Annotated in this window: 15 protein-coding genes, 1 tRNA gene and 1 pseudogene; 8 read left to right on the top strand and 9 right to left on the bottom strand. The window is 66.9% G+C overall.

All coding sequences use genetic code 11. The annotated features are described in order from the left end of the window. Nucleotides 1-14: 14 nt before the first annotated feature. Complete coding sequence (locus tag BW981_RS05690) at nucleotides 15-662, bottom strand: YoaK family protein (RefSeq protein ID WP_076437153.1); 648 nt, start codon at nucleotides 660-662, stop codon at nucleotides 15-17. A gap of 372 nt (nucleotides 663-1034) precedes the next feature. Here BW981_RS05690 and BW981_RS05685 point away from each other — a divergent pair, with 372 nt between their 5' ends. The 3 genes from BW981_RS05685 to BW981_RS05675 all read left to right on the top strand — a co-directional run bounded on the left by BW981_RS05685 (nucleotide 1035) and on the right by BW981_RS05675 (nucleotide 4342). Then, nucleotides 1035-2627 carry a 2-isopropylmalate synthase gene (locus BW981_RS05685; protein WP_076437151.1) on the top strand — a complete coding sequence of 531 codons (1593 nt, stop codon included), beginning with the start codon at nucleotides 1035-1037 and terminating at the stop codon, nucleotides 2625-2627. 224 nt (nucleotides 2628-2851) lie between these two features. Beyond that, nucleotides 2852-4123: a solute carrier family 23 protein gene (locus tag BW981_RS05680; RefSeq protein ID WP_076437149.1), complete on the top strand. Its 1272-nt coding sequence runs from the start codon at nucleotides 2852-2854 to the stop codon at nucleotides 4121-4123. A 143-nt stretch (nucleotides 4124-4266) separates the two neighbouring features. Continuing rightward, nucleotides 4267-4342, top strand: a tRNA-Lys gene (locus BW981_RS05675). A 150-nt stretch (nucleotides 4343-4492) separates the two neighbouring features. Here BW981_RS05675 and BW981_RS05670 read toward each other — a convergent pair. After that, on the bottom strand, nucleotides 4493-6091 hold the full coding sequence (locus BW981_RS05670; protein ID WP_076437148.1) for an ABC-F family ATP-binding cassette domain-containing protein: 1599 nt from the start codon (nucleotides 6089-6091) through the stop codon (nucleotides 4493-4495). 87 nt (nucleotides 6092-6178) lie between these two features. Here BW981_RS05670 and BW981_RS05665 point away from each other — a divergent pair, with 87 nt between their 5' ends. Continuing rightward, on the top strand, nucleotides 6179-6862 hold the full coding sequence (locus BW981_RS05665; protein WP_076437146.1) for a TetR/AcrR family transcriptional regulator: 684 nt from the start codon (nucleotides 6179-6181) through the stop codon (nucleotides 6860-6862). Nucleotides 6863-6904: 42 nt separating this feature from the next. Continuing rightward, a pseudogene (locus BW981_RS05660) lies at nucleotides 6905-7117 on the top strand (epoxide hydrolase); the annotation flags it as partial. A gap of 240 nt (nucleotides 7118-7357) precedes the next feature. Here the strand turns inward: BW981_RS05660 and BW981_RS05655 are convergent. Beyond that, entirely contained in the window at nucleotides 7358-8677 is a 1320-nt protein-coding gene (locus tag BW981_RS05655) for a sensor histidine kinase (protein ID WP_076437142.1), read from the bottom strand. After that, nucleotides 8674-9414 carry a response regulator gene (locus BW981_RS05650; RefSeq protein ID WP_076437141.1) on the bottom strand — a complete coding sequence of 247 codons (741 nt, stop codon included), beginning with the start codon at nucleotides 9412-9414 and terminating at the stop codon, nucleotides 8674-8676. Before BW981_RS05650 ends, BW981_RS05655 begins: the two co-directional genes overlap by 4 nt. Nucleotides 9415-9654: 240 nt before the next feature. Here BW981_RS05650 and BW981_RS05645 point away from each other — a divergent pair, with 240 nt between their 5' ends. Then, entirely contained in the window at nucleotides 9655-10425 is a 771-nt protein-coding gene (locus BW981_RS05645; protein WP_076437139.1) for an alpha/beta fold hydrolase, read from the top strand. Between the two features lie 140 nt (nucleotides 10426-10565). Further along, complete coding sequence (locus BW981_RS05640; RefSeq protein ID WP_076437137.1) at nucleotides 10566-12341, top strand: cytochrome c biogenesis protein DipZ; 1776 nt, start codon at nucleotides 10566-10568, stop codon at nucleotides 12339-12341. 79 nt (nucleotides 12342-12420) lie between these two features. Here BW981_RS05640 and BW981_RS05635 read toward each other — a convergent pair whose 3' ends face one another. From BW981_RS05635 to BW981_RS05620, 4 genes are all read right to left on the bottom strand, one after another. Further along, a complete protein-coding gene (locus tag BW981_RS05635) occupies nucleotides 12421-13851 on the bottom strand; it encodes an aldehyde dehydrogenase family protein (protein ID WP_076437135.1) in 1431 nt (476 codons plus the stop codon). Between the two features lie 62 nt (nucleotides 13852-13913). Continuing rightward, the gene (locus BW981_RS05630; protein ID WP_076437132.1) at nucleotides 13914-14366 is read right to left on the bottom strand and encodes a nuclear transport factor 2 family protein; all 453 of its coding nucleotides are present in this window, start codon (nucleotides 14364-14366) and stop codon (nucleotides 13914-13916) included. 100 nt (nucleotides 14367-14466) lie between these two features. Then, a complete protein-coding gene (locus tag BW981_RS05625; RefSeq protein WP_244560257.1) occupies nucleotides 14467-14934 on the bottom strand; it encodes a cytochrome P460 family protein in 468 nt (155 codons plus the stop codon). Nucleotides 14935-15001: 67 nt separating this feature from the next. Next, nucleotides 15002-16051, bottom strand: coding sequence for an alpha/beta fold hydrolase (locus BW981_RS05620; RefSeq protein ID WP_076437127.1), 1050 nt, complete (start codon nucleotides 16049-16051; stop codon nucleotides 15002-15004). Nucleotides 16052-16377: 326 nt separating this feature from the next. On the opposite strand from BW981_RS05620, the gene BW981_RS05615 reads away from it, so the two are divergent. Further along, on the top strand, nucleotides 16378-16794 hold the full coding sequence (locus BW981_RS05615; protein ID WP_076437735.1) for an organic hydroperoxide resistance protein: 417 nt from the start codon (nucleotides 16378-16380) through the stop codon (nucleotides 16792-16794). A 102-nt stretch (nucleotides 16795-16896) separates the two neighbouring features. Here the strand turns inward: BW981_RS05615 and BW981_RS22980 are convergent, their stop codons facing one another. Continuing rightward, nucleotides 16897-17046: a hypothetical protein gene (locus BW981_RS22980; RefSeq protein WP_175624059.1), complete on the bottom strand. Its 150-nt coding sequence runs from the start codon at nucleotides 17044-17046 to the stop codon at nucleotides 16897-16899. Nucleotides 17047-17074: the final 28 nt, after the last annotated feature.

Below are 17074 nucleotides of genomic sequence, written 5' to 3'. Positions count from 1 at the left end.
ATTCCCGGTTGCGGTCAATCATGCCCCTGCAGCGGCAGGAACGGCACGAGGACCGCGAACAGCGCCGCCGCCAGCGCCGCGAGCCAGACCGCGCCGAGGCCGACGAGATAATGCGCGATCGCGCCGTTGACGCAGCCGGAGCAAAGGCCGAGCCAGAGCACGAAATGGCGCACCCAGCCGAGACGGGGGCCGCCGGTGAGGGCGGCGGCGATGCGCTGGCCCATCTTCACCAGCGTGCCGGTCATGTAGGTCAGGGCGATGGTGACCTCGCCGTCGCGCTGGAAGACGGCGTTCTCGGCGCCCATGGCGAAGGCGAGGAGGACGGCCCCGGCGAAGGCGAGGCCGATGCTGTCGAGGGACGCGGCGACGGCGAGCGCCAGCGCGACCAGCCAGAGCACGGCGGATTTGCGCCGCCGCCCGGCGAAATGCCCGACCAGCGAACCGCAGACGACCCCGCCGACGAAAAGCGCGAGGATGGTGCCGATGGTGGCGATGTTGCCGCCGTTCAACCCCGCCGTGGCGATGCCGAGCCGGGTGGTGTTGCCGCTCATGAAGGAGACGAAGAAGCCGCCGAGGCTGATGAAGCCGATGGTGTCGATATAGCCGGCGAGACCCGACAAACAAAAAGCCAGGCCGATGGCCCAGCGGTTGTACAGCATCATGCGATCGATCCTCCGCGCGACTCGCGGGCGGGACGATAGTGGCGCCATGCCGGCAGGCACCGCAAGCGGTTGGACCGCGACACAAGCTTGCGCGGCGTGCCGGCTTCGGGTTACAGAATGTCGCAAGGTTCACGAGGACTTCTCTTGCCGCAGGCTTTCGCCCACAGCTGCCGCACCGACCGCGCCATGGCGCGGAATGCTGCTCTGCGCGCGCGCCCGGCTGCCTCGCTTCTCGGCCTGCTTCTCCTTATCAGCCCCTGAGGGCCGGCCGGGCTTTGCCTGGGCGCTCAGGGGAGTGACGAGACCGCCGACTTCAGAACCCCCGCGCCTGCCGAGCGACGACCGCCGCGGCGCCGATACCGGACCAGACCCATGACCCACCCGATTCAGAGCGGCTCGCAGCACGCCGCGCCGAGCCACACCGCCGCCGCCAGGGACCGCGTCCTGATCTTCGACACCACCCTGCGCGACGGCGAGCAGTGCCCCGGCGCCACCATGACCTTCGAGGAGAAGCTGGAGGTCGCCGACGCGCTCGACGCGATGGGCGTCGATATCATCGAGGCCGGCTTCCCGATCGCCTCGGAGGGCGATTTCGAGGCCGTGTCCGAGATCGCGCGACGCATCAAGCGCGCGACCGTGGCGGGGCTGGCCCGCGCCATCAGCGCCGATATCGCGCGGGCCGGCGAGGCCGTGCGCCATGCGGCGCGGCCGCGCATCCACACCTTCGTCTCGACCTCGCCGATCCATCTGGAGCACCAGATGCGCAAGAGCGAGGCGCAGGTGCTGGACATCATCACGGCCACGGTCGCGCAGGCGCGCAATCTGGTCGAGGACGTCGAATGGTCGGCGATGGACGCCACGCGCACGCCGATCGAGTATCTGTGCCGCGCGGTCGAGACCGCGATCAAGGCCGGCGCGACCACGATCAACCTGCCCGACACGGTCGGCTATGCCACGCCGGCCGAGTACCGCGCCATGTTCGAGGCGGTGCGGGCGCGGGTGCCGAACGCCGACAAGGCGATCTTCTCGGCGCATTGCCACAATGATCTGGGGCTGGCGGTGGCGAATTCGCTGGCCGCGATCGAGGGCGGCGTGCGGCAGGTGGAGTGCACCATCAACGGCATCGGCGAGCGCGCCGGCAACGCCGCGCTGGAAGAGATCGTCATGGCGCTGAAGGTGCGCGGCGACGTGATGCCCTACGAGACCGGCATCGAGACCACGCAGCTGATGCGCGTCTCCAAGGCGGTCTCCTCGGCGTGCTCCTTCCCGGTGCAGTACAACAAGGCCATCGTCGGCCGGAACGCCTTCGCCCATGAGAGCGGCATCCACCAGGACGGGATGCTGAAGAACCAGTCGACCTACGAGATCATGACGCCGGCCTCGGTCGGCGTGACCAAGACCTCGCTGGTGATGGGCAAGCATTCGGGCCGGGCGGCCTTCCGCTCCAAGCTGAAGGAGATGGGCTACGATCTCGGCGACAACCAATTGGAGGACGCCTTCACCCGCTTCAAGGCCTTGGCCGACCGCAAGAAGCACGTCTACGACGAGGATATCGAGGCGCTGGTCGACGAGAACATCGCCACCGCCCATGACCGCATCAGGCTGGAATTGCTCACCGTGATCGCCGGCACGCGCGGCCCGCAGCGCGCGACCATGAAGCTCGCGGTCGACGGGCGCTCGGTGACCGAGGAGGCCGAGGGAAACGGGCCGATCGACGCCGTGTTCAACGCGATCAAGGCGATCGTGCCGCATGAGGCCGTGCTGGAGCTCTACGACGTCCATGCCGTCACCGAGGGCACGGACGCGCAGGCCGAGGTCACCGTGCGGCTGTCGCGCGACGGGGCGGCCGTGACCGGGCGCGGGGCCGATCCCGACACGCTCGTCGCCTCGGCCAAGGCGTATCTGGCGGCGCTGAACAAGCTGGTGGCCCGCGGCGTGCGCCAGCACGCCCAGGCGGCCGAGTAACCTCCCAGCGTCATTCTCGGGCGGCACGCAGTGCCGACCCGAGAATCTCATGACGCGGCGGCGCCTCACGCGGCACGAGATGGCCGGGCCAAGCCCGACCATGACGCGGCGCGAGCTCCGATTCCGGTGGATGACGCCGGCGCGATCTGGCGCCGGCCCGGTTCTTGCCCTCTTTTGCTTTTCCGGAGCGGCCGCCCCGTGCGGTCGCATGGGGAGCAAGGCCGATGGGCTATTTTCCGAACTGGACGCTGAAGACCTCCGGCGCCGTGATGCCGGACGAGCGCATGCCGACGGGCCAGACCGTCGTCGCCGGCCTGCAGCATGTCGTGGCGATGTTCGGCTCGACCGTGCTGGCGCCGGTACTGATGGGCTTCGACCCGAATGTCGCGATCTTCTTCTCGGGGATCGCGACGCTGCTGTTCTTCGTGATCACGCGCGGGCAGCTGCCGAGCTATCTCGGTTCGTCCTTCGCCTTCATCGGCGTGGTCATCGCCGCCACCGGCTATGCCGGCTCGGGCCCCAACCTCAATATCGGCGTCGCGCTGGGCGGCATCATCGCCTGTGGTGCGGTCTACGCGCTGATCGGCGTGATCGTGCAGGCGGTGGGCACGCGCTGGATCGAGGCGCTGCTGCCGCCGGTGGTGACCGGCGCGGTCGTCGCCGCGATCGGCCTCAACCTGACATCGGTCGCGATCGGCATGATCTCGGCCAGCCCCTACACCAAGTGGATCGCGCTGTTCACCGTCGTCGCGGTGGCGCTCGTCGCGGTCTATGGGCGCGGGCTGGCGCAGCGGCTGCCGATCCTGATCGGCGGGCTCGGCGCCTATCTTCTCTATTGGCTGACCGCCTCGTCCTTCGGCGCGCCGACAATCGATTTCAGCAAGGTCGCCAACGCCGCCTGGTTCGGCCTGCCGCATTTCACCGCGCCGGTCTTCGAGGCGAAGGCGATGATGCTGATCATGCCGGTCGCGATCATTCTGGTCGCGGAGAATCTCGGGCATATCAAGGGCATCGCGGTGATGACCGGCCGCAGCTTCGACCACATGATCGGCCGCGGCTTCATCGCCGACGGCATCGGCACCATGATCGCCGGCTCGGGCGGGGGCACGGGCGTCACCACCTATGCCGAGAACATGGGCGTGATGGCGGTGACGCGGGTCTATTCGACGCTCGTCTTCGTCGCCGCCGGCATCATCGCGGTGCTGCTCGGCTTCTCGCCCAAGTTCGGAGCTGTGATCGGCACGATCCCCGTGGCGGTGCTGGGTGGCCTCGCCGTCGTCGTCTTCGGCCTGATCGCCGCGACGGCGGGGCGCATCTGGGTCGAAGCGAAGGTCGATTTCTCGCAGCCCAAGAACCTGATCACGGTGGCGACCGCGCTCATCCTGGGCGCCGGCGATCTCAAGCTGCCGATCTTCGGCTACGAGCTCGCGGGCATCGGCACGGCGACCTTCGGCGCGATCGCGCTCTACCACCTGCTGAACCGCCGCGCGGCGTGAGCCTTCGGCGGCCTTCGGTGCAAAAGCGGCGGCCGCCGTAAAATTTCTGTCGCAGACGGGTGGACAGGTGAGGGGGGCTTTGCTACACGCCCCCTGCCTGACGCGGACGACTTCTCCGCCGAGGGCGACGCTTCGTGGCGTTTGGGTGATTAGCTCAGTTGGTAGAGCAGCTGACTCTTAATCAGCGGGTCGTAGGTTCGAGCCCTACATCACCCACCACGACACTCCAATATATTCAGCGACTTACGAAGGGCGGGCTTCTGGTCCGACGAGGCGACATCGCGTCAGGTCGCAAAGCCGTCGCGCCGAACCATAAGGCTGGGTCGGCAGACTGACTCCGTTGCCGAAAAGCGGACGCTTCCGACTTTTCTAGGCTTGCTTATGGAGAAGGCCGGGCAGCTCGATCTGCCGATGGATGCCGATCCTCGCAAGGAACCGCTCATCGTGGCTCACGGCGACCAGGGCACCGTCGTAGGCGGCGAGCCCTGCCTCGATCGCCTCGACCGAGGCGAGGTCGAGATGATTGGTCGGCTCGTCCAGTAACAGCAGCGCAGGCGGCCGCAGCCCGCCCAGGATACAGGCAAGCCCGGCCCGGAGCATCTGACCGCCGCTGAGCGTGCCGACGGTCTGGAGGGCAGCATCTGCCCTGAACAGGAAGCCGGCAAGTGCGGCGCGGCAGGCGTTTTCGTCGGAGCCGGGGTTCAAGCGCTTGAAGTTATCCAGGATCGAGGTCTGCGAATCCAAGATGCTCACGCGTTGGTCGAGCATGGCCAGGGTTACGAAGACGGAGACGGTGCCGGCAATGGGAGGCATCTCCCCGGCGATTAGCTTCAGCAGGGTCGTCTTACCGGAGCCGTTCGGCCCGACGACCGCGAGACGCTCCGGCCCGGACACAAGAAGCGAAAGATCGCGGATCAGCGGGGCATCGGCTCGATAGCCCGCTGTGACTGCATCGAGCTTCAGGACTTGCCGATGCGGCGAAAGTCCTGTGGGCGGCAGCACGATCGACAGGTGCTGCAGGATCTCGACACGCGCCCGGGCTTCCACCTCGGCCTGCTGCGCTTCGCTGCGTTGCCGTTCGATGCGCCGCGCAGCATCGCCCCGGCTCGCTTCGGCAGCGTTCTTCCGGGCGCCGAGCAGAATGCGAGGGAGATCGCCCCGGGTACCCTTCCGAGCTCCGGCCCCCTCGCGGCGATTCTGCCGTTCTGTTGCGATCTGGGCCTTGCGCTCGGCATCGGCTGCCTGCTTCTGCGCATAGGCGAGGTCTTGCTGGGCTGCCTGCAGCTCGATCGCCTTGCGCGCCTGATAGGCGTCCCAGTTGCCGCCATAGCGCGTGGCACCGAGCGAACTCATCTCGACGATGGCATCCATCTGTCCGAGCAGGTCCCGATCGTGGCTGATCACGATCGCCCCGGCACGCCATTCGGCGAGCAAGGCGATCACCGCTTCGCGGCCGTCCCGGTCGAGATTGTTCGTCGGCTCGTCCAGCAGGAGGAAGTCGGGCTTCCAGAGGGTTGCGGCGGCGAGACTAACCCTCGTTCGTTGTCCGCCGGAGAGTTCCGACAGCTTCACATCCGGGCCTGCGTCCACGCCGTGGAGGGCGAGGGCGGTCACGATCCGCTCGTCAAGCGTCCAGTCGGCCTCCGCCAGTTCCGCGAGCGTGGCGTCGCCGGCTTCCGCGCGGCGAAGGATCGCAAGTGCGCCCCGAGCGTCAAAGACATCGGCGATCGTCTCACGCGGGTCGATCTGGACGGTTTGGCGGACGACGCCGACTGTTCCGCTCACGACGATCGTCCCGGCCAGCGGTCGCAATTCGCCGATGATGAGTTTCAGCAGGGTCGATTTGCCGATCCCGTTGCGCCCGATGAGGCCGACGCGCTCCTGACCGAAACCGAGATCCAGGCCGGCAAAGACGCTGCGCCCCTCCGGTGTCGCCCAGGTCAGGCCCGAAAGGGTGATAGACGGCATGCGAGCAGATGTCCGGGAAAGCAATAACAGCACGTATCCGTGCTGTTATCATTCGAAGGCTTGAAACGCAACGGTTCCGTGCTGTTTATGCGGCGTCAGGGCGTGGAGGCATCGATGCGAAAACCCGGCGGACGGCCGACCCGAGAGCAGGCGGGTGTCCTTGAGATGCAGATTCTCGAGGGCGCGCGGTCGGTTTTTTGCCGCAGCGGCTTCGCCAACGCGTCTCTGGAAGAGATCGCGTTGCGCCTCGGCGTCTCGAAGCACACGATCTATCGTCGCTTTCCGAATAAGGCGGCGCTGCTCGACGCTGTGGTCGAGCAGGATCTGGGCCGATTCCGCGCCGCCCTGGTCGCGGCGGCGAAGGAGGGTTCCGGAGCTTTGGATGCGCTGCGCCGGATGGCCGGGCGCTATGTCCGGATTGGCTCATCGCGTGACTATGCGGCGTTCTATCTCTCGGTCAGCGCAGAGGCAGCCCTTTCGGCGACGCTTCGCGGGCGACTGGCGGAGTGGTCGCGGTCGGCCCTGGAGCCGCTCGTTGCTGCGCTTGCCGAGGCGCAGGCCTCAGGTGCGTTGCGGCCCGGACATACCGAGTCGGCCTGCGACATCCTCGTCGATCTTCTCGAAGGCGCCAATAACCGTGCCCGGTTGCGCCGAGACGCCGCCGCCGATGGCGAAGAGCAGCAGGCTTTGTTCGAGCAACGCTGGGCGGTCTTCCTGGCGGCCTTTGGAACGGTGCCTCTCTCGCCTGAGGAAACCCGGCCCGGGAACTGAGCCGCACGGTGCGTCGGGGCCGGCTGCCCGTCCGGCGTTGTGTACGTGACCGAGACTGACGGCCTCGACATCCTCCATTTGCGCTCGCCTCATGCCGACGGCTTGCCAATGACCATGACCCATGGACGGTGGAGCTCGATCCTGGAGCTCACCAAGGTCATAGGCCCGGTCGTCGACCCGACGCGCCATGGCGGTTCTGCCGCGGACGCATTCCATCTGGTCGTGCCCTCGATCCCGGGCTTCGGCTTTTCCGGCAATCGGGTGCCGAGGAACCGGGCGCAGCGCTGCTACAAGAACCTCTGCCATTTCAGCGCGGTCAGGAACGGTGGACATTTCCCGGCCTGGGAACAGCCCTAACTCCTCACGCGGGAGGTGCGGGCTGCGTTCCGTTCGCTTCGCTAACGAACAACTCCGGCGGCCGCCGGCAAAATGATGCCCGCGGCTTTGCTTCGACGAATCCCGAACCGGCTCAGGCAGGCTTGCCTGGCGCCCGTCTCAGCCCAGCGTCACTTCGGCGGCCAGGCCCCCTCCCGGCCGGTTTGCCAGGTGAAGCGAGCCGCCAATCGCGACGGAGAGCTGCTGGGCGATGGCGAGGCCGAGGCCGGTTCCGCCGGTGTCGCGGCTGCGTGACTGCTCGACGCGGTAGAAGGGCTGGAGGACGGCGTCGAGCTGATCGGCGGGAATGCCGGGGCCGCTATCGAGAACGGTAATGCGGAGCTTGCCGTCGGCGGCCCTGTCGACCTGGATTTCGGCCTCGCCGGCGAATTTCAGAGCGTTGTCGATCAGATTGCTCAGGATGCGCCGCAGCGCATGGGGCCGCGTGACGACGACGCCCGGGATCGTGCGCGGAACGGCCACAGCCTTGCCGGTATCCTGATAATCGAAGGCGATGCTCTCCACGAAGGAGGCGATATCGATGCGCGTCGGCTTCTCGGTATCGCCATGGGCGCTCTTGGCATAGGCGACGCCTTCGCGGACGAGCCGCTCGATCTCGGAGAGGTCGTTGATCAGCCGGTGCTTCTCCGGGCTTTCCTCGGCCATCTCCGCGCGCAGCTTCATGCGCGTGATCGGCGTCTGAAGGTCGTGGGAAATCGCAGCGAGAATCTGGACCCGTTCCTGGAGATAATGCGCGATGCGATCGCGCATGGCGTTGAAGGCGCTCGCGGCATAGGCGACCTCGGCCGGGCCGGTCTCTTCGAGCCTCACGGCCTTGCGGCTCGGGTCGAGCGCCTCGGCGGCATTGGCAAAGCGCTGCAGCGGCTTGATCGCGAGTTGCACGGCCAGCCAGGTGCAGAGCACGAGCAGGGCGAGCTGGGCCGCAAGCAAATAGGGCAGCCAGGTCGCGAGGGGCATCAGAGCCGGCAGCACGTCGATCGTCACGGGCGAGCCGTCGTTCAGCGTGACATGCGCCTGGAGATGCTCGCGCTTTCCGGGGATGCTCTCGACCTTGACGGGAAAGCGCCCTCCGGCCGCGACATTGATGGCCTGCGCGATCTCCGCTGCCCGCGGGCTCAACTCGGGCACGCCGGGCAGGCCGGTCCCGATTTCGTACCGATAGGTCCGGCGGTCCAGCATCGAAAGCCATTGCGGGCGCTCCTGCGGCGGAAGGCGGTCGAGCAGCGCGATCGAGGTAGCGACGTCGTTCTCCAGCGTCGTGTACATCGTCGCCTTGGCGCTCATGGTGCGCTCGTAGAACAGGACGGCGAAGGACAGGACATGTGCCGCCGCTAGTCCGGCGAACAGAATCAGGAACAGCCGCGAGCGCAGGGTGCGCGGCAGATGCAGGAGCCTGCGCATCTGGCTGGCGAAGCTCATTGCCGGGCCGTGACGATCTCGACCGGCGTGGCGAGGACATAGCCCTCGCTGCGAACGGTCTTGATGTAGGCGGGCTCGCGCGCATCGTCGCGCAGTCGCTGCCGGACACGGCTGACGAGCAGGTCGATCGAGCGGTCGAACAGCTCCGCCTCGCGTCCCTGGGTGAGATTCAGGAGCTGGTCGCGCGAGAGCACGCGCTGCGGATGATCGAGGAAGACCCGCAGCAGCCGGTATTCCGCGCCGCTCAGCGCCACTGCCGTGCCGTCTGCGTCGAGCAGGTGACGCGCGACGGTGTCGAGCTGCCACTCCCCGAAGGCGAGCAGCTGGCCCGCCTCGGTGACCTGCAGGTTCGGCGGCATCATCCGCGTGCGCCGCAGCACGGCCTTGATCCGCGCCAGCAGCTCGCGTGCGACGAAGGGTTTCGCCAGATAATCGTCGGCGCCCATCTCCAGCCCGACGATCCGGTCGGTGTCGTCGGCCCGGGCGGTCAGCATCAGCACCGGCGTCGCCTTGTGCTTGCCGGCCCGCAGCTCGCGACACAGCACGAGACCGTCATCGCCGGGCATCATCACGTCCAGGACAATCAGGTCGACCCGGTCGGCTTCGAGGAAGGCGCGCATCTGCCGCCCGTCGGCTGCCGTCGTCACCCGCAGGCCGTTCTTTTTCAGATAGCTCGATACGAGATCCCGGATCTCCCGATCGTCGTCGACGACGAGTACGTGGTCGATGTGATCCATCGGCGATGGCTTCCAGCTTCCGTTTCCCCGTCAATAGCAGAGGTCGAGCCGCCTGCGTGGCGCGCGGCGCGGAAGATTTGTACCCTCGTGTATCGCGGGCCGGGCCCGACATTGATGCGGACAATCTTCCCGTCGAACACTTCGCCGTCTTCCTGCACGGTGCCGGGGAGCACGTGGCCGCGACGGTTCGGGCTGCTTGCCCGTCACACCCATCATGAAACGATCAGGAAGGAAGCTTCGATGCGCGCGCGTTTTGTTTCGATCGCCCTCGGCGGGGCGTTGCTGTCGCTGGCCGGAAGCTGGTCCGGGGCGCAGGCCGCGACCGTCCGCAATATCGTCATCGTCCATGGTGCCTTCGCCGACGGCTCGGGCTGGCGCCAGGTCTCCGACCGACTGACGACGAAGGGCTACAACGTCACGATCGTGCAGGAGCCGCTCACGTCCCTGCAGGAGGACGTGGCCGCGACCCGCCGCGTCCTGGCGCTGCAGGATGGGCCGGCGATCCTCGTCGGGCACAGCTATGCCGGCATGGTCATCACAGACGCCGGCAATGACGCCAAGGTGGCGGGGCTGGTCTATGTCGCCGCCTTCCAGCCGGAGAAGGGCGAGAGCCTGGGTGCGCTTGCCGCCCGAAAGCCGGTTCCTAACGCGCCGCCGGATGCGATCAAGGCGACCGAAGATGGCTATCTCCATCTCGATCCGCAGGCCTTTCCCGCCGCCTTCGCGGGCGATCTCCCCAAGGCCGAGGCTGAGTTCCTGGCGCGCTCTCAGGTCTTCGCGGCGAAGGCGGCCTTCTCTGCCGAGGCCGGCGATCCCGCCTGGAAGAGCAAGCCGAGCTGGGCGCTGGTCGCAAGCCATGATCGGTCGATTAACCCCGAGCTCGAACGCGAGATGGCGCGCCGGGCGGGCAGCAAGGTCCGCGAAGTCGCGTCGAGCCACGCCGTCTATCTCTCGAAGCCGGCGGAGGTCGCTGCGTTGATCGTCGAGGCAGCCGAGGCCGTCTCGCGATAGCGCTCCCAGACGCCGGCCTACACGCCGTTACAGAACGGCCCGCCCGCAAAACATGGGAGATACGCTGGAGAGGCTGAGTGGCGTGCATCCGACGGAGGCCACCTTGCAGGTGGCCTCCGTCATCCTTGCGAGGCCCCGCCATGATCTTGTTCGTCATCTCCTATCTGGCCGGTGTGCTGACGATCGTCAGCCCCTGCATTCTTCCGGTCCTGCCCTTCGCCTTCGCGCGTGCCGATCAGCCCTTTACACGCGGCATCCTCCCCATGGTGATCGGCATGGCGCTCACCTTCTCCGTCGTAGCGAGCCTCGCGGCGATAGGGGGCAGCTGGGCTGTTCAAGCGAACGAGGTCGGCCGATGGGCTGCGCTGGCCGTGCTCGCGCTCCTCGGCGCGACCCTTGTCTCGCCGCGCGCCGCAGCCTTCTTCACCCGTCCGATCGTGGCGGTCGGCCACAGGCTTGCGAGCAGCCCTGAACCCGAAGCGTCCTCGATGGGCGGTTCGCTCCTGCTTGGAATCGCGATTGGTCTGCTCTGGGCGCCTTGCGCGGGGCCGATCCTGGGGCTCGTCCTGACAGGCGCGGCGCTGCAGGGGCCCGATGCCAAAACGACCCTGCTTCTGACCGCCTATGCCGCCGGCGCTGCGACCTCCATCGCCCTGGCTGTCCTGGCTGGCGGCCGGGTTCTGGCGGCGATGAAGCGTACGCTGGGCGTCGGCGAGCATATCCGTCGAGGCGTCGGCTACGCCGTGCTCGCGAGTGTACTGGCGATCGGTTTTGGGCTCGATACTGGACTTTTGACGCAACTGTCCCTTGCCGGCACAACCGGTATCGAGCAGAGGCTGCTGGCGGGGCTTGGCGGCGAAGGCGCCGTGGCGGCCAGCCAGCGCCTCGCAGAGAATGGCGGACCTTGGCCGACCGGCACTCCAGCAAAGTTGTACCGAAGCCCGCTGCCGGATCGTGGCGCGGCTCCGGGTTTCGAAGGCGCCGTGACCTGGCTCAACTCCGGGCCGCTGAAGGCCGAGGAGCTGCGCGGCAAGGTCGTTCTGGTCAATTTCTGGACCTATTCCTGCATCAACTGCATTCGCACCCTGCCTTACATCCGCGCCTGGGCGGAGAAGTACAAGGACAAGGGGTTGGTCGTGGTGGGCGTCCACACTCCGGAATTCGCCTTTGAGAAGAGCATCGGCAACATCCGGCAGGCGATTGCGCGTTTCGGCATCACCTTTCCGGTCGCGGTCGACAATGACTTCAGGATCTGGCGGGCCTTCCGCAACAGCTATTGGCCGGCGATTTATGTCGTCGATGCCCAGGGCCGCATCCGGCACAGCCATTTCGGCGAGGGCGACGAGAAGCAGTCGGAGCGGGTGATCCAGGATCTTCTCGCGGAAACTGCCGGAAGCCGGGGAGCCTCCGTCGGGGCCGTCGTCCCGGACATGCAGGGTGAGCAGGCTCCCGTGGATCCGGCCCGCCCCGCGCGCTCGGGCGAGACCTATCTCGGCTATGAGAAGGCCTCCGGCTTTGCCTCGCCGGAGCCCGTCGCGGGAGACCGGTCGCGCGAGTACAGCCTTCGAACGCTGCCGCTCAACCGATGGGGGCTCGCAGGCCGATGGACAGTCGGCGCCGAGAGCGCGGCGCTCGATCAGCCGGGTGGCGGGATTGCCTTCCGCTTCAGGGCGAGGGATCTGCATCTGGTGCTGGGTCCTGGCCCGGCGGGCCGGCCGGTGCGCTTCCTTGTCACCATTGACGGTGTGGCGCCGGGCGCTGACCACGGCGCCGACATCGACGCCGGGGGCAGCGGCACGATCTCCGAAACGCGGCTCTACCAGCTCGTCCGTCAGGCCGGCGATGTCAGGGAGCGCAGCTTCGAAATCCGCTTCCTCGACGCCGGCGCGGAGGCCTTCGCCTTCACCTTCGGCTGACCAGGTCTGGGCCGCTAAGCTGATCCGTGCGGATCTTCAGCCGGGCCGGCTGAAGATCCGCGGCATGCGCTTGTCACGGTCACGATCCGCCATGCGGGTTCATCACGGCTTTGAGTTCGAGATGATCCTCGATGCCGTAGACTCCGTATTCGCGCCCGATTCCCGATTCCTTGAAGCCGCCGAACGGCGCCAGCGGCTCATGCATGACACCGTTGATCGCGACCCGGCCCGCATCGATCCGGCCCGCCAACGCCCGCGCCCGCTCGACATCCTCGCCGAGGACATAGGCATGGAGCCCGAATTCGGTGTCGTTCGCGATTTCGACCGCATGGTCCTCGTCGTCATAGGCGATCACGCACAGGACCGGACCGAAAATCTCCTCCCGCGCGACGGTCATCGTGTTGGTGACGTCGGCAAAGACGGTCGGCTTGGCGAAATAGCCCCGGGGCATGTTGTCAGGGCGGCCTTCCCCGCCTGTGATCAGGCGCGCGCCCTCTTCGACGCCGATTCGGATGTAGCCCTGGACACGTCGGTACTGCTGGCGATTGACCAACGGCCCGAGGGTTGTCCGCGGATCGCGGGGGTCTCCCTGCACGATCGTGCCGACCGCAGTTTTCAGCGCTTTGCAGAACGCATCCATCTGTGACCGCTTCACCAAAATCCGCGTGCCGGCGATACAGGCCTGGCCGTTGTTGGTGAAACCTGCCGCCAGCGCGATCGAAGCCGCCTTCTCAAGATCGGCATCCTCCATCACGATCGTCGGCGCCTTGCCACCCAGTTCGAGCGTCAGCCGCGTCATGTGCGTTGCAGCCTTCGCCATGATCGCCTTGCCAACGCGTGTCGAGCCCGTGAAGGAAATCTTGCGGATGGCGGGATCTGAGGTCAGCGCTTCGCCGACGACTTCGCCCCGGCCAGTCACGACATTGATGACGCCGGCCGGCGCGCCGGCTGCGTGCAGGCATTCGGTGAACAACTGCGTCTGCCAGGCGCTATATTCGCTGGGCTTCACGATGACAGAGCAGCCGGCCGCCAGCGCGCCCGCCATCTTCACGCTGATCGCGTTGTAGACGCTGTTCCAGGGGACGATGTGCAGTGCCACGCCTGCAGCCTGCGCGACCACCTCGGTATCGTTGATCCGCCGCGAGAACGCGAAGTCCTCGAGCAGCCGAGCCGCAGCCAGGAAATTGTTGGCGGCGAGCCCGGCGCGCCACCTGGCCTGCTCGATGGGGCCGCCATATTCGAGGACAGTAGCCTCCGTCAGCGCGTCAGAACGGGCGCGGACCGCTTCGCTGAGATTGTAGAGAAGCTCGATGCGCTCCTTCCGACAGCTTCGCGACCAGCCCTTGAAGGCGATTCGGGCGCTGTCGACCGCTTGCCTGGCGTCGTCCTCGTCGGCCATCACGAGAACACCCAGCGGCTCTTCCGTGGCCGGATTGACGAGGCCGAGCTCCTCGCGGCCATGCGCCGTGCGGAACTCGCCGCCGATATAGACCTGATCGAAACGATGCATCGGGATCTCCCTTGGTGGCCGGGGCCCGGAATCCGGGCTTTGCCGGGCGTGTGCGACCTTGCTCAGATTGCAAGCCCCTTCGCGTCGCCATCGACATAGAGCCGGTGAAGCCAGCGGCGATCGATCAGCCATGTCCCGCCCTGTTGGGTAAGGCCGATTTCATAGCGGCCGCCGATCGTGAGACGGTGTTGTTTGCCGTCAGGATCCGTGAGGGCGAGATCCACGACCGCATCGACGCGAGCGCTCGCCCGGATCCGATCCGGCTGGATGTCGATGACCGGATTGACAAGCTTGTGCTGCGTCCAATCCGCCCGCGACAGCCTGGCCATCGCGGCGCGCATATAGGTTTCTGCCGGGACTGGAGCCGCTCCTCCCGAAGGGGCAGGCCGCACCGTGCCAGCGAGGCAGGCGAGATAGGTGGCCTCATCGCGGTCATCGGCCGCCTGTGCCAGCCGGGCCAGCAGCTGGCGAATCGCCAGATCGTGCAGTGCCATTTCCATCGCGACGGGGATCATCGTGCTCGTCCTTGTTGATCACCTGGACAGACGGCTGCCGGCCCCGATGGGCGCTGGACATCGCGCGACCGTCCGGGATGCGGCATTCTCTTGGCCGGCCCTAAGGCGCGAGCCTTGTGAAGACGTAGTCGCGCGCCTTCACCCGTGCTTCATGGCAGGCGAAACAGGTCTCGTGCTGGGCCTTGTCCACCGGCCTGCCGTCGATGAAGCGCCCGAAACCCCAGCCGCCGCTGGCAGCGAACTTTTTCGAGTCCTTGACCATTACCTGCACGGTCGTGGCCGCGCCGGGGACGAGGGCGGATTCGAACTCGGGCGACTGGATGTGCTTCCAGGCCAGCTTCACGAGCACCGTGCCATCTGGAAAGGGCAGTGTCTTGGCGCGGTAGGCGGCGATCGCCGTCGGGTTGCCGACGACGGCGCGAAGCTCGTTGAGAGGTTCATGCTCCAGCGCCGGCGCGATCAGCTCCCATTTGCGGTACCCGTCCGGGACATTGACCCCGTAGATCGGCGAGGCGGGCTTGCGAACTCCTTCGCCTCTGGCGATGGAGATCGCCCCGACGATGGCCATGGCGAGAGCGGCGCCGGCATAGGGTCGCCCGGAAAGGGCTTTCATTGGAGAGCTCCCTGGGCCGCCGTCAGAGCCGGTCTGCTTCGATCACGGCCTCGGCAAATTCCCGTGGCGCCTCCTGCGGCGGGTTGTGGCCGATGCCGCCCTTGAAGAGCCGATGCTCGTAACGGCCGGTGAAGCGCTTCCTGTAGGCGGCCGGCTCCGGATGCGGCGCGCCGTTGGCGTCGCCCTCAATGGTGATGGTCGGTACGCCGATGCTCGGGAAGGCCGCGAGCCTGCGCTCGATCTCATCATATTTTGACTCGCCCTGCGCCAGGCCGAGGCGCCAGCGGTAGTTATGGATCGAGATGGCGACGTGGTCGGGATTGTCGAGCGAGGCGGCCGACCGCGCGAAGACCGCGTCGTCGAGTTTCCATTCCGGGGAAGCCAGCTCCCAGATCAGGCGGGCGAAGTCCTTGGTATACTTGGCGTAGCCAGCCTCTCCCCGCGCCGTGGCGAAATAGTACTGATACCACCACTGCAGTTCGGCCTTGGGCGGCAGCGGCGCCTTGTTCGCCTCCTGGCTGCCGATCAGATAGCCGCTGACCGAGACCATCGCCTTGCAGCGTTCCGGCCAGAGCGCGGCGACGATGTTGGCAGTCCGGGCGCCCCAGTCATAGCCGGCGATCACGGCCTTCTCGATCTTCAGCGCGTCCATCAGCGCAATGACATCGGTGCCGAGCGCGGCCTGCTGGCCGTTCCGAGGGGTCCCGGCCGACAGAAAGCGGGTTGAGCCATAGCCGCGCAGATGGGGCACGATCACCCGGTAGCCGGCTTTCGCCAGAAGGGGCGCGACCTCGACATAGCTGTGAATGTCGTAGGGCCAGCCATGCAGCAGCAGCACCGGCGGGCCCTCCGCCGGACCGGCCTCGGCATAGCCAACATCGAGCGTGCCGGCCACGATCTGCTTCAGCGGAGCGAAGGAGGTCTCGCCAACCCTGTTGGTGCGGCCGGGAGCCGGGGCGGAGGTGCGGGTCTGGGCGCTGGCCGCGCCGATCGTATCGAGCTGCGCAAGGACGGTGCCGAGCGCCATTGTGCCGAGGAATTTCCGTCGTGGGTGGTCGATATGCTCTGACATGGCCGTATTCCCCTTTGCTCGAATGCAGGGAGAGGAAGCCTGTCGGCTGTATCGTGGCTGTGTCGCAAAACCCCGGAATTGAAAGCCCGCGTAGGATCGCGTTCCCCGGATACGCAAGCATACAATCAGCCCGGGCTCCCCGCTCCGGGGCATTCACGGCGGCCGTGGCGCGGGGCTGACGTCATCGTATGCCGATGTATCCAGTCCTGGAAACATCGACGATTCCTTGCGCATCGGACCAGTCCGCACACACGCCGGACATTTCAGCTTGGGACTGGCACTGCCGCAAGCCGCCGCCTGTCGCGGCGTCAAGGATGGAGCGGTTCATGACCAAGATCGATAAAGTCCTCTACACGGGCAAAACCCATACGGTGGGAGGGCGCGAGGGTGTCTCGCTCAGCGCCGACGGCCGGCTCGATATCAAGCTGTCGCCTCCCGGCAGCTCGGCTCCCGGCACGAATCCTGAGCAGCTCTTCGCCGCTGGGTGGTCGGCCTGCTTCATCGGCGCGATCGGCATCGCCGCCGCAAAGCGCAAGCTTGCCCTGCCGCCGGACCTTGCGGTCGATGCCGAAGTCGATCTCGGCATGACCGACGGCGCCTATCTCCTGCAGGCGCGTCTCACTGTCAGCCTCCCCGGCCTCGCCCGGGAGTTGGCCCGCGACCTCGTCGACGAGGCTCACCAGACCTGCCCCTATTCCAAGGCCACCAGGGGCAACATCAATGTCGCACTGAACGTCGTCTGACGGTGATCCGGGGCCGGCCATCGGCCGGCCCGTTCGACCGTTCGGCTTGATGGGCCCGGTGTCGGCTTGCCGACACCGGGCTTTCGTCTCGCGGTCGGCAACTCAATTTGCGGCGCCGGACAGCAGGGAGGCGATCGCCGGAAGCCATGACGCATCGTGGATGTCGCGGCTGTCCCAGGCGCAGGGAACCGCGGCGAGCGCCGCCACCGCCAGCGCCACGAAGACGACCTTGATCCCAGATGTCCTTTTCATGGGGTGTTCCTCCAGATCCTCCGGAACG

The organism is Allobosea sp. TND4EK4 (genome assembly GCF_900156025.1).
GTDB lineage: Bacteria > Pseudomonadota > Alphaproteobacteria > Rhizobiales > Beijerinckiaceae > Allobosea.
This window is presented reverse-complemented; position numbering and strand designations above follow the sequence as displayed.

What these genes read in the sequence shown, in the direction of transcription:
- BW981_RS05690 (WP_076437153.1), bottom strand. Translation starts at nt 662, where the DNA reads ATGATGCTGTACAACCGCTGGGCCATCGGCCTGGCTTTTTGTTTGTCG.
- BW981_RS05685 (WP_076437151.1), top strand. Translation starts at nt 1,035, where the DNA reads ATGACCCACCCGATTCAGAGCGGCTCGCAGCACGCCGCGCCGAGCCAC.
- BW981_RS05680 (WP_076437149.1), top strand. Translation starts at nt 2,852, where the DNA reads ATGGGCTATTTTCCGAACTGGACGCTGAAGACCTCCGGCGCCGTGATG.
- BW981_RS05670 (WP_076437148.1), bottom strand. Translation starts at nt 6,091, where the DNA reads ATGCCGTCTATCACCCTTTCGGGCCTGACCTGGGCGACACCGGAGGGG.
- BW981_RS05665 (WP_076437146.1), top strand. Translation starts at nt 6,179, where the DNA reads ATGCGGCGTCAGGGCGTGGAGGCATCGATGCGAAAACCCGGCGGACGG.
- BW981_RS05655 (WP_076437142.1), bottom strand. Translation starts at nt 8,677, where the DNA reads ATGAGCTTCGCCAGCCAGATGCGCAGGCTCCTGCATCTGCCGCGCACC.
- BW981_RS05650 (WP_076437141.1), bottom strand. Translation starts at nt 9,414, where the DNA reads ATGGATCACATCGACCACGTACTCGTCGTCGACGACGATCGGGAGATC.
- BW981_RS05645 (WP_076437139.1), top strand. Translation starts at nt 9,655, where the DNA reads ATGCGCGCGCGTTTTGTTTCGATCGCCCTCGGCGGGGCGTTGCTGTCG.
- BW981_RS05640 (WP_076437137.1), top strand. Translation starts at nt 10,566, where the DNA reads ATGATCTTGTTCGTCATCTCCTATCTGGCCGGTGTGCTGACGATCGTC.
- BW981_RS05635 (WP_076437135.1), bottom strand. Translation starts at nt 13,851, where the DNA reads ATGCATCGTTTCGATCAGGTCTATATCGGCGGCGAGTTCCGCACGGCG.
- BW981_RS05630 (WP_076437132.1), bottom strand. Translation starts at nt 14,366, where the DNA reads ATGATCCCCGTCGCGATGGAAATGGCACTGCACGATCTGGCGATTCGC.
- BW981_RS05625 (WP_244560257.1), bottom strand. Translation starts at nt 14,934, where the DNA reads ATGGCCATCGTCGGGGCGATCTCCATCGCCAGAGGCGAAGGAGTTCGC.
- BW981_RS05620 (WP_076437127.1), bottom strand. Translation starts at nt 16,051, where the DNA reads ATGTCAGAGCATATCGACCACCCACGACGGAAATTCCTCGGCACAATG.
- BW981_RS05615 (WP_076437735.1), top strand. Translation starts at nt 16,378, where the DNA reads ATGACCAAGATCGATAAAGTCCTCTACACGGGCAAAACCCATACGGTG.
- BW981_RS22980 (WP_175624059.1), bottom strand. Translation starts at nt 17,046, where the DNA reads ATGAAAAGGACATCTGGGATCAAGGTCGTCTTCGTGGCGCTGGCGGTG.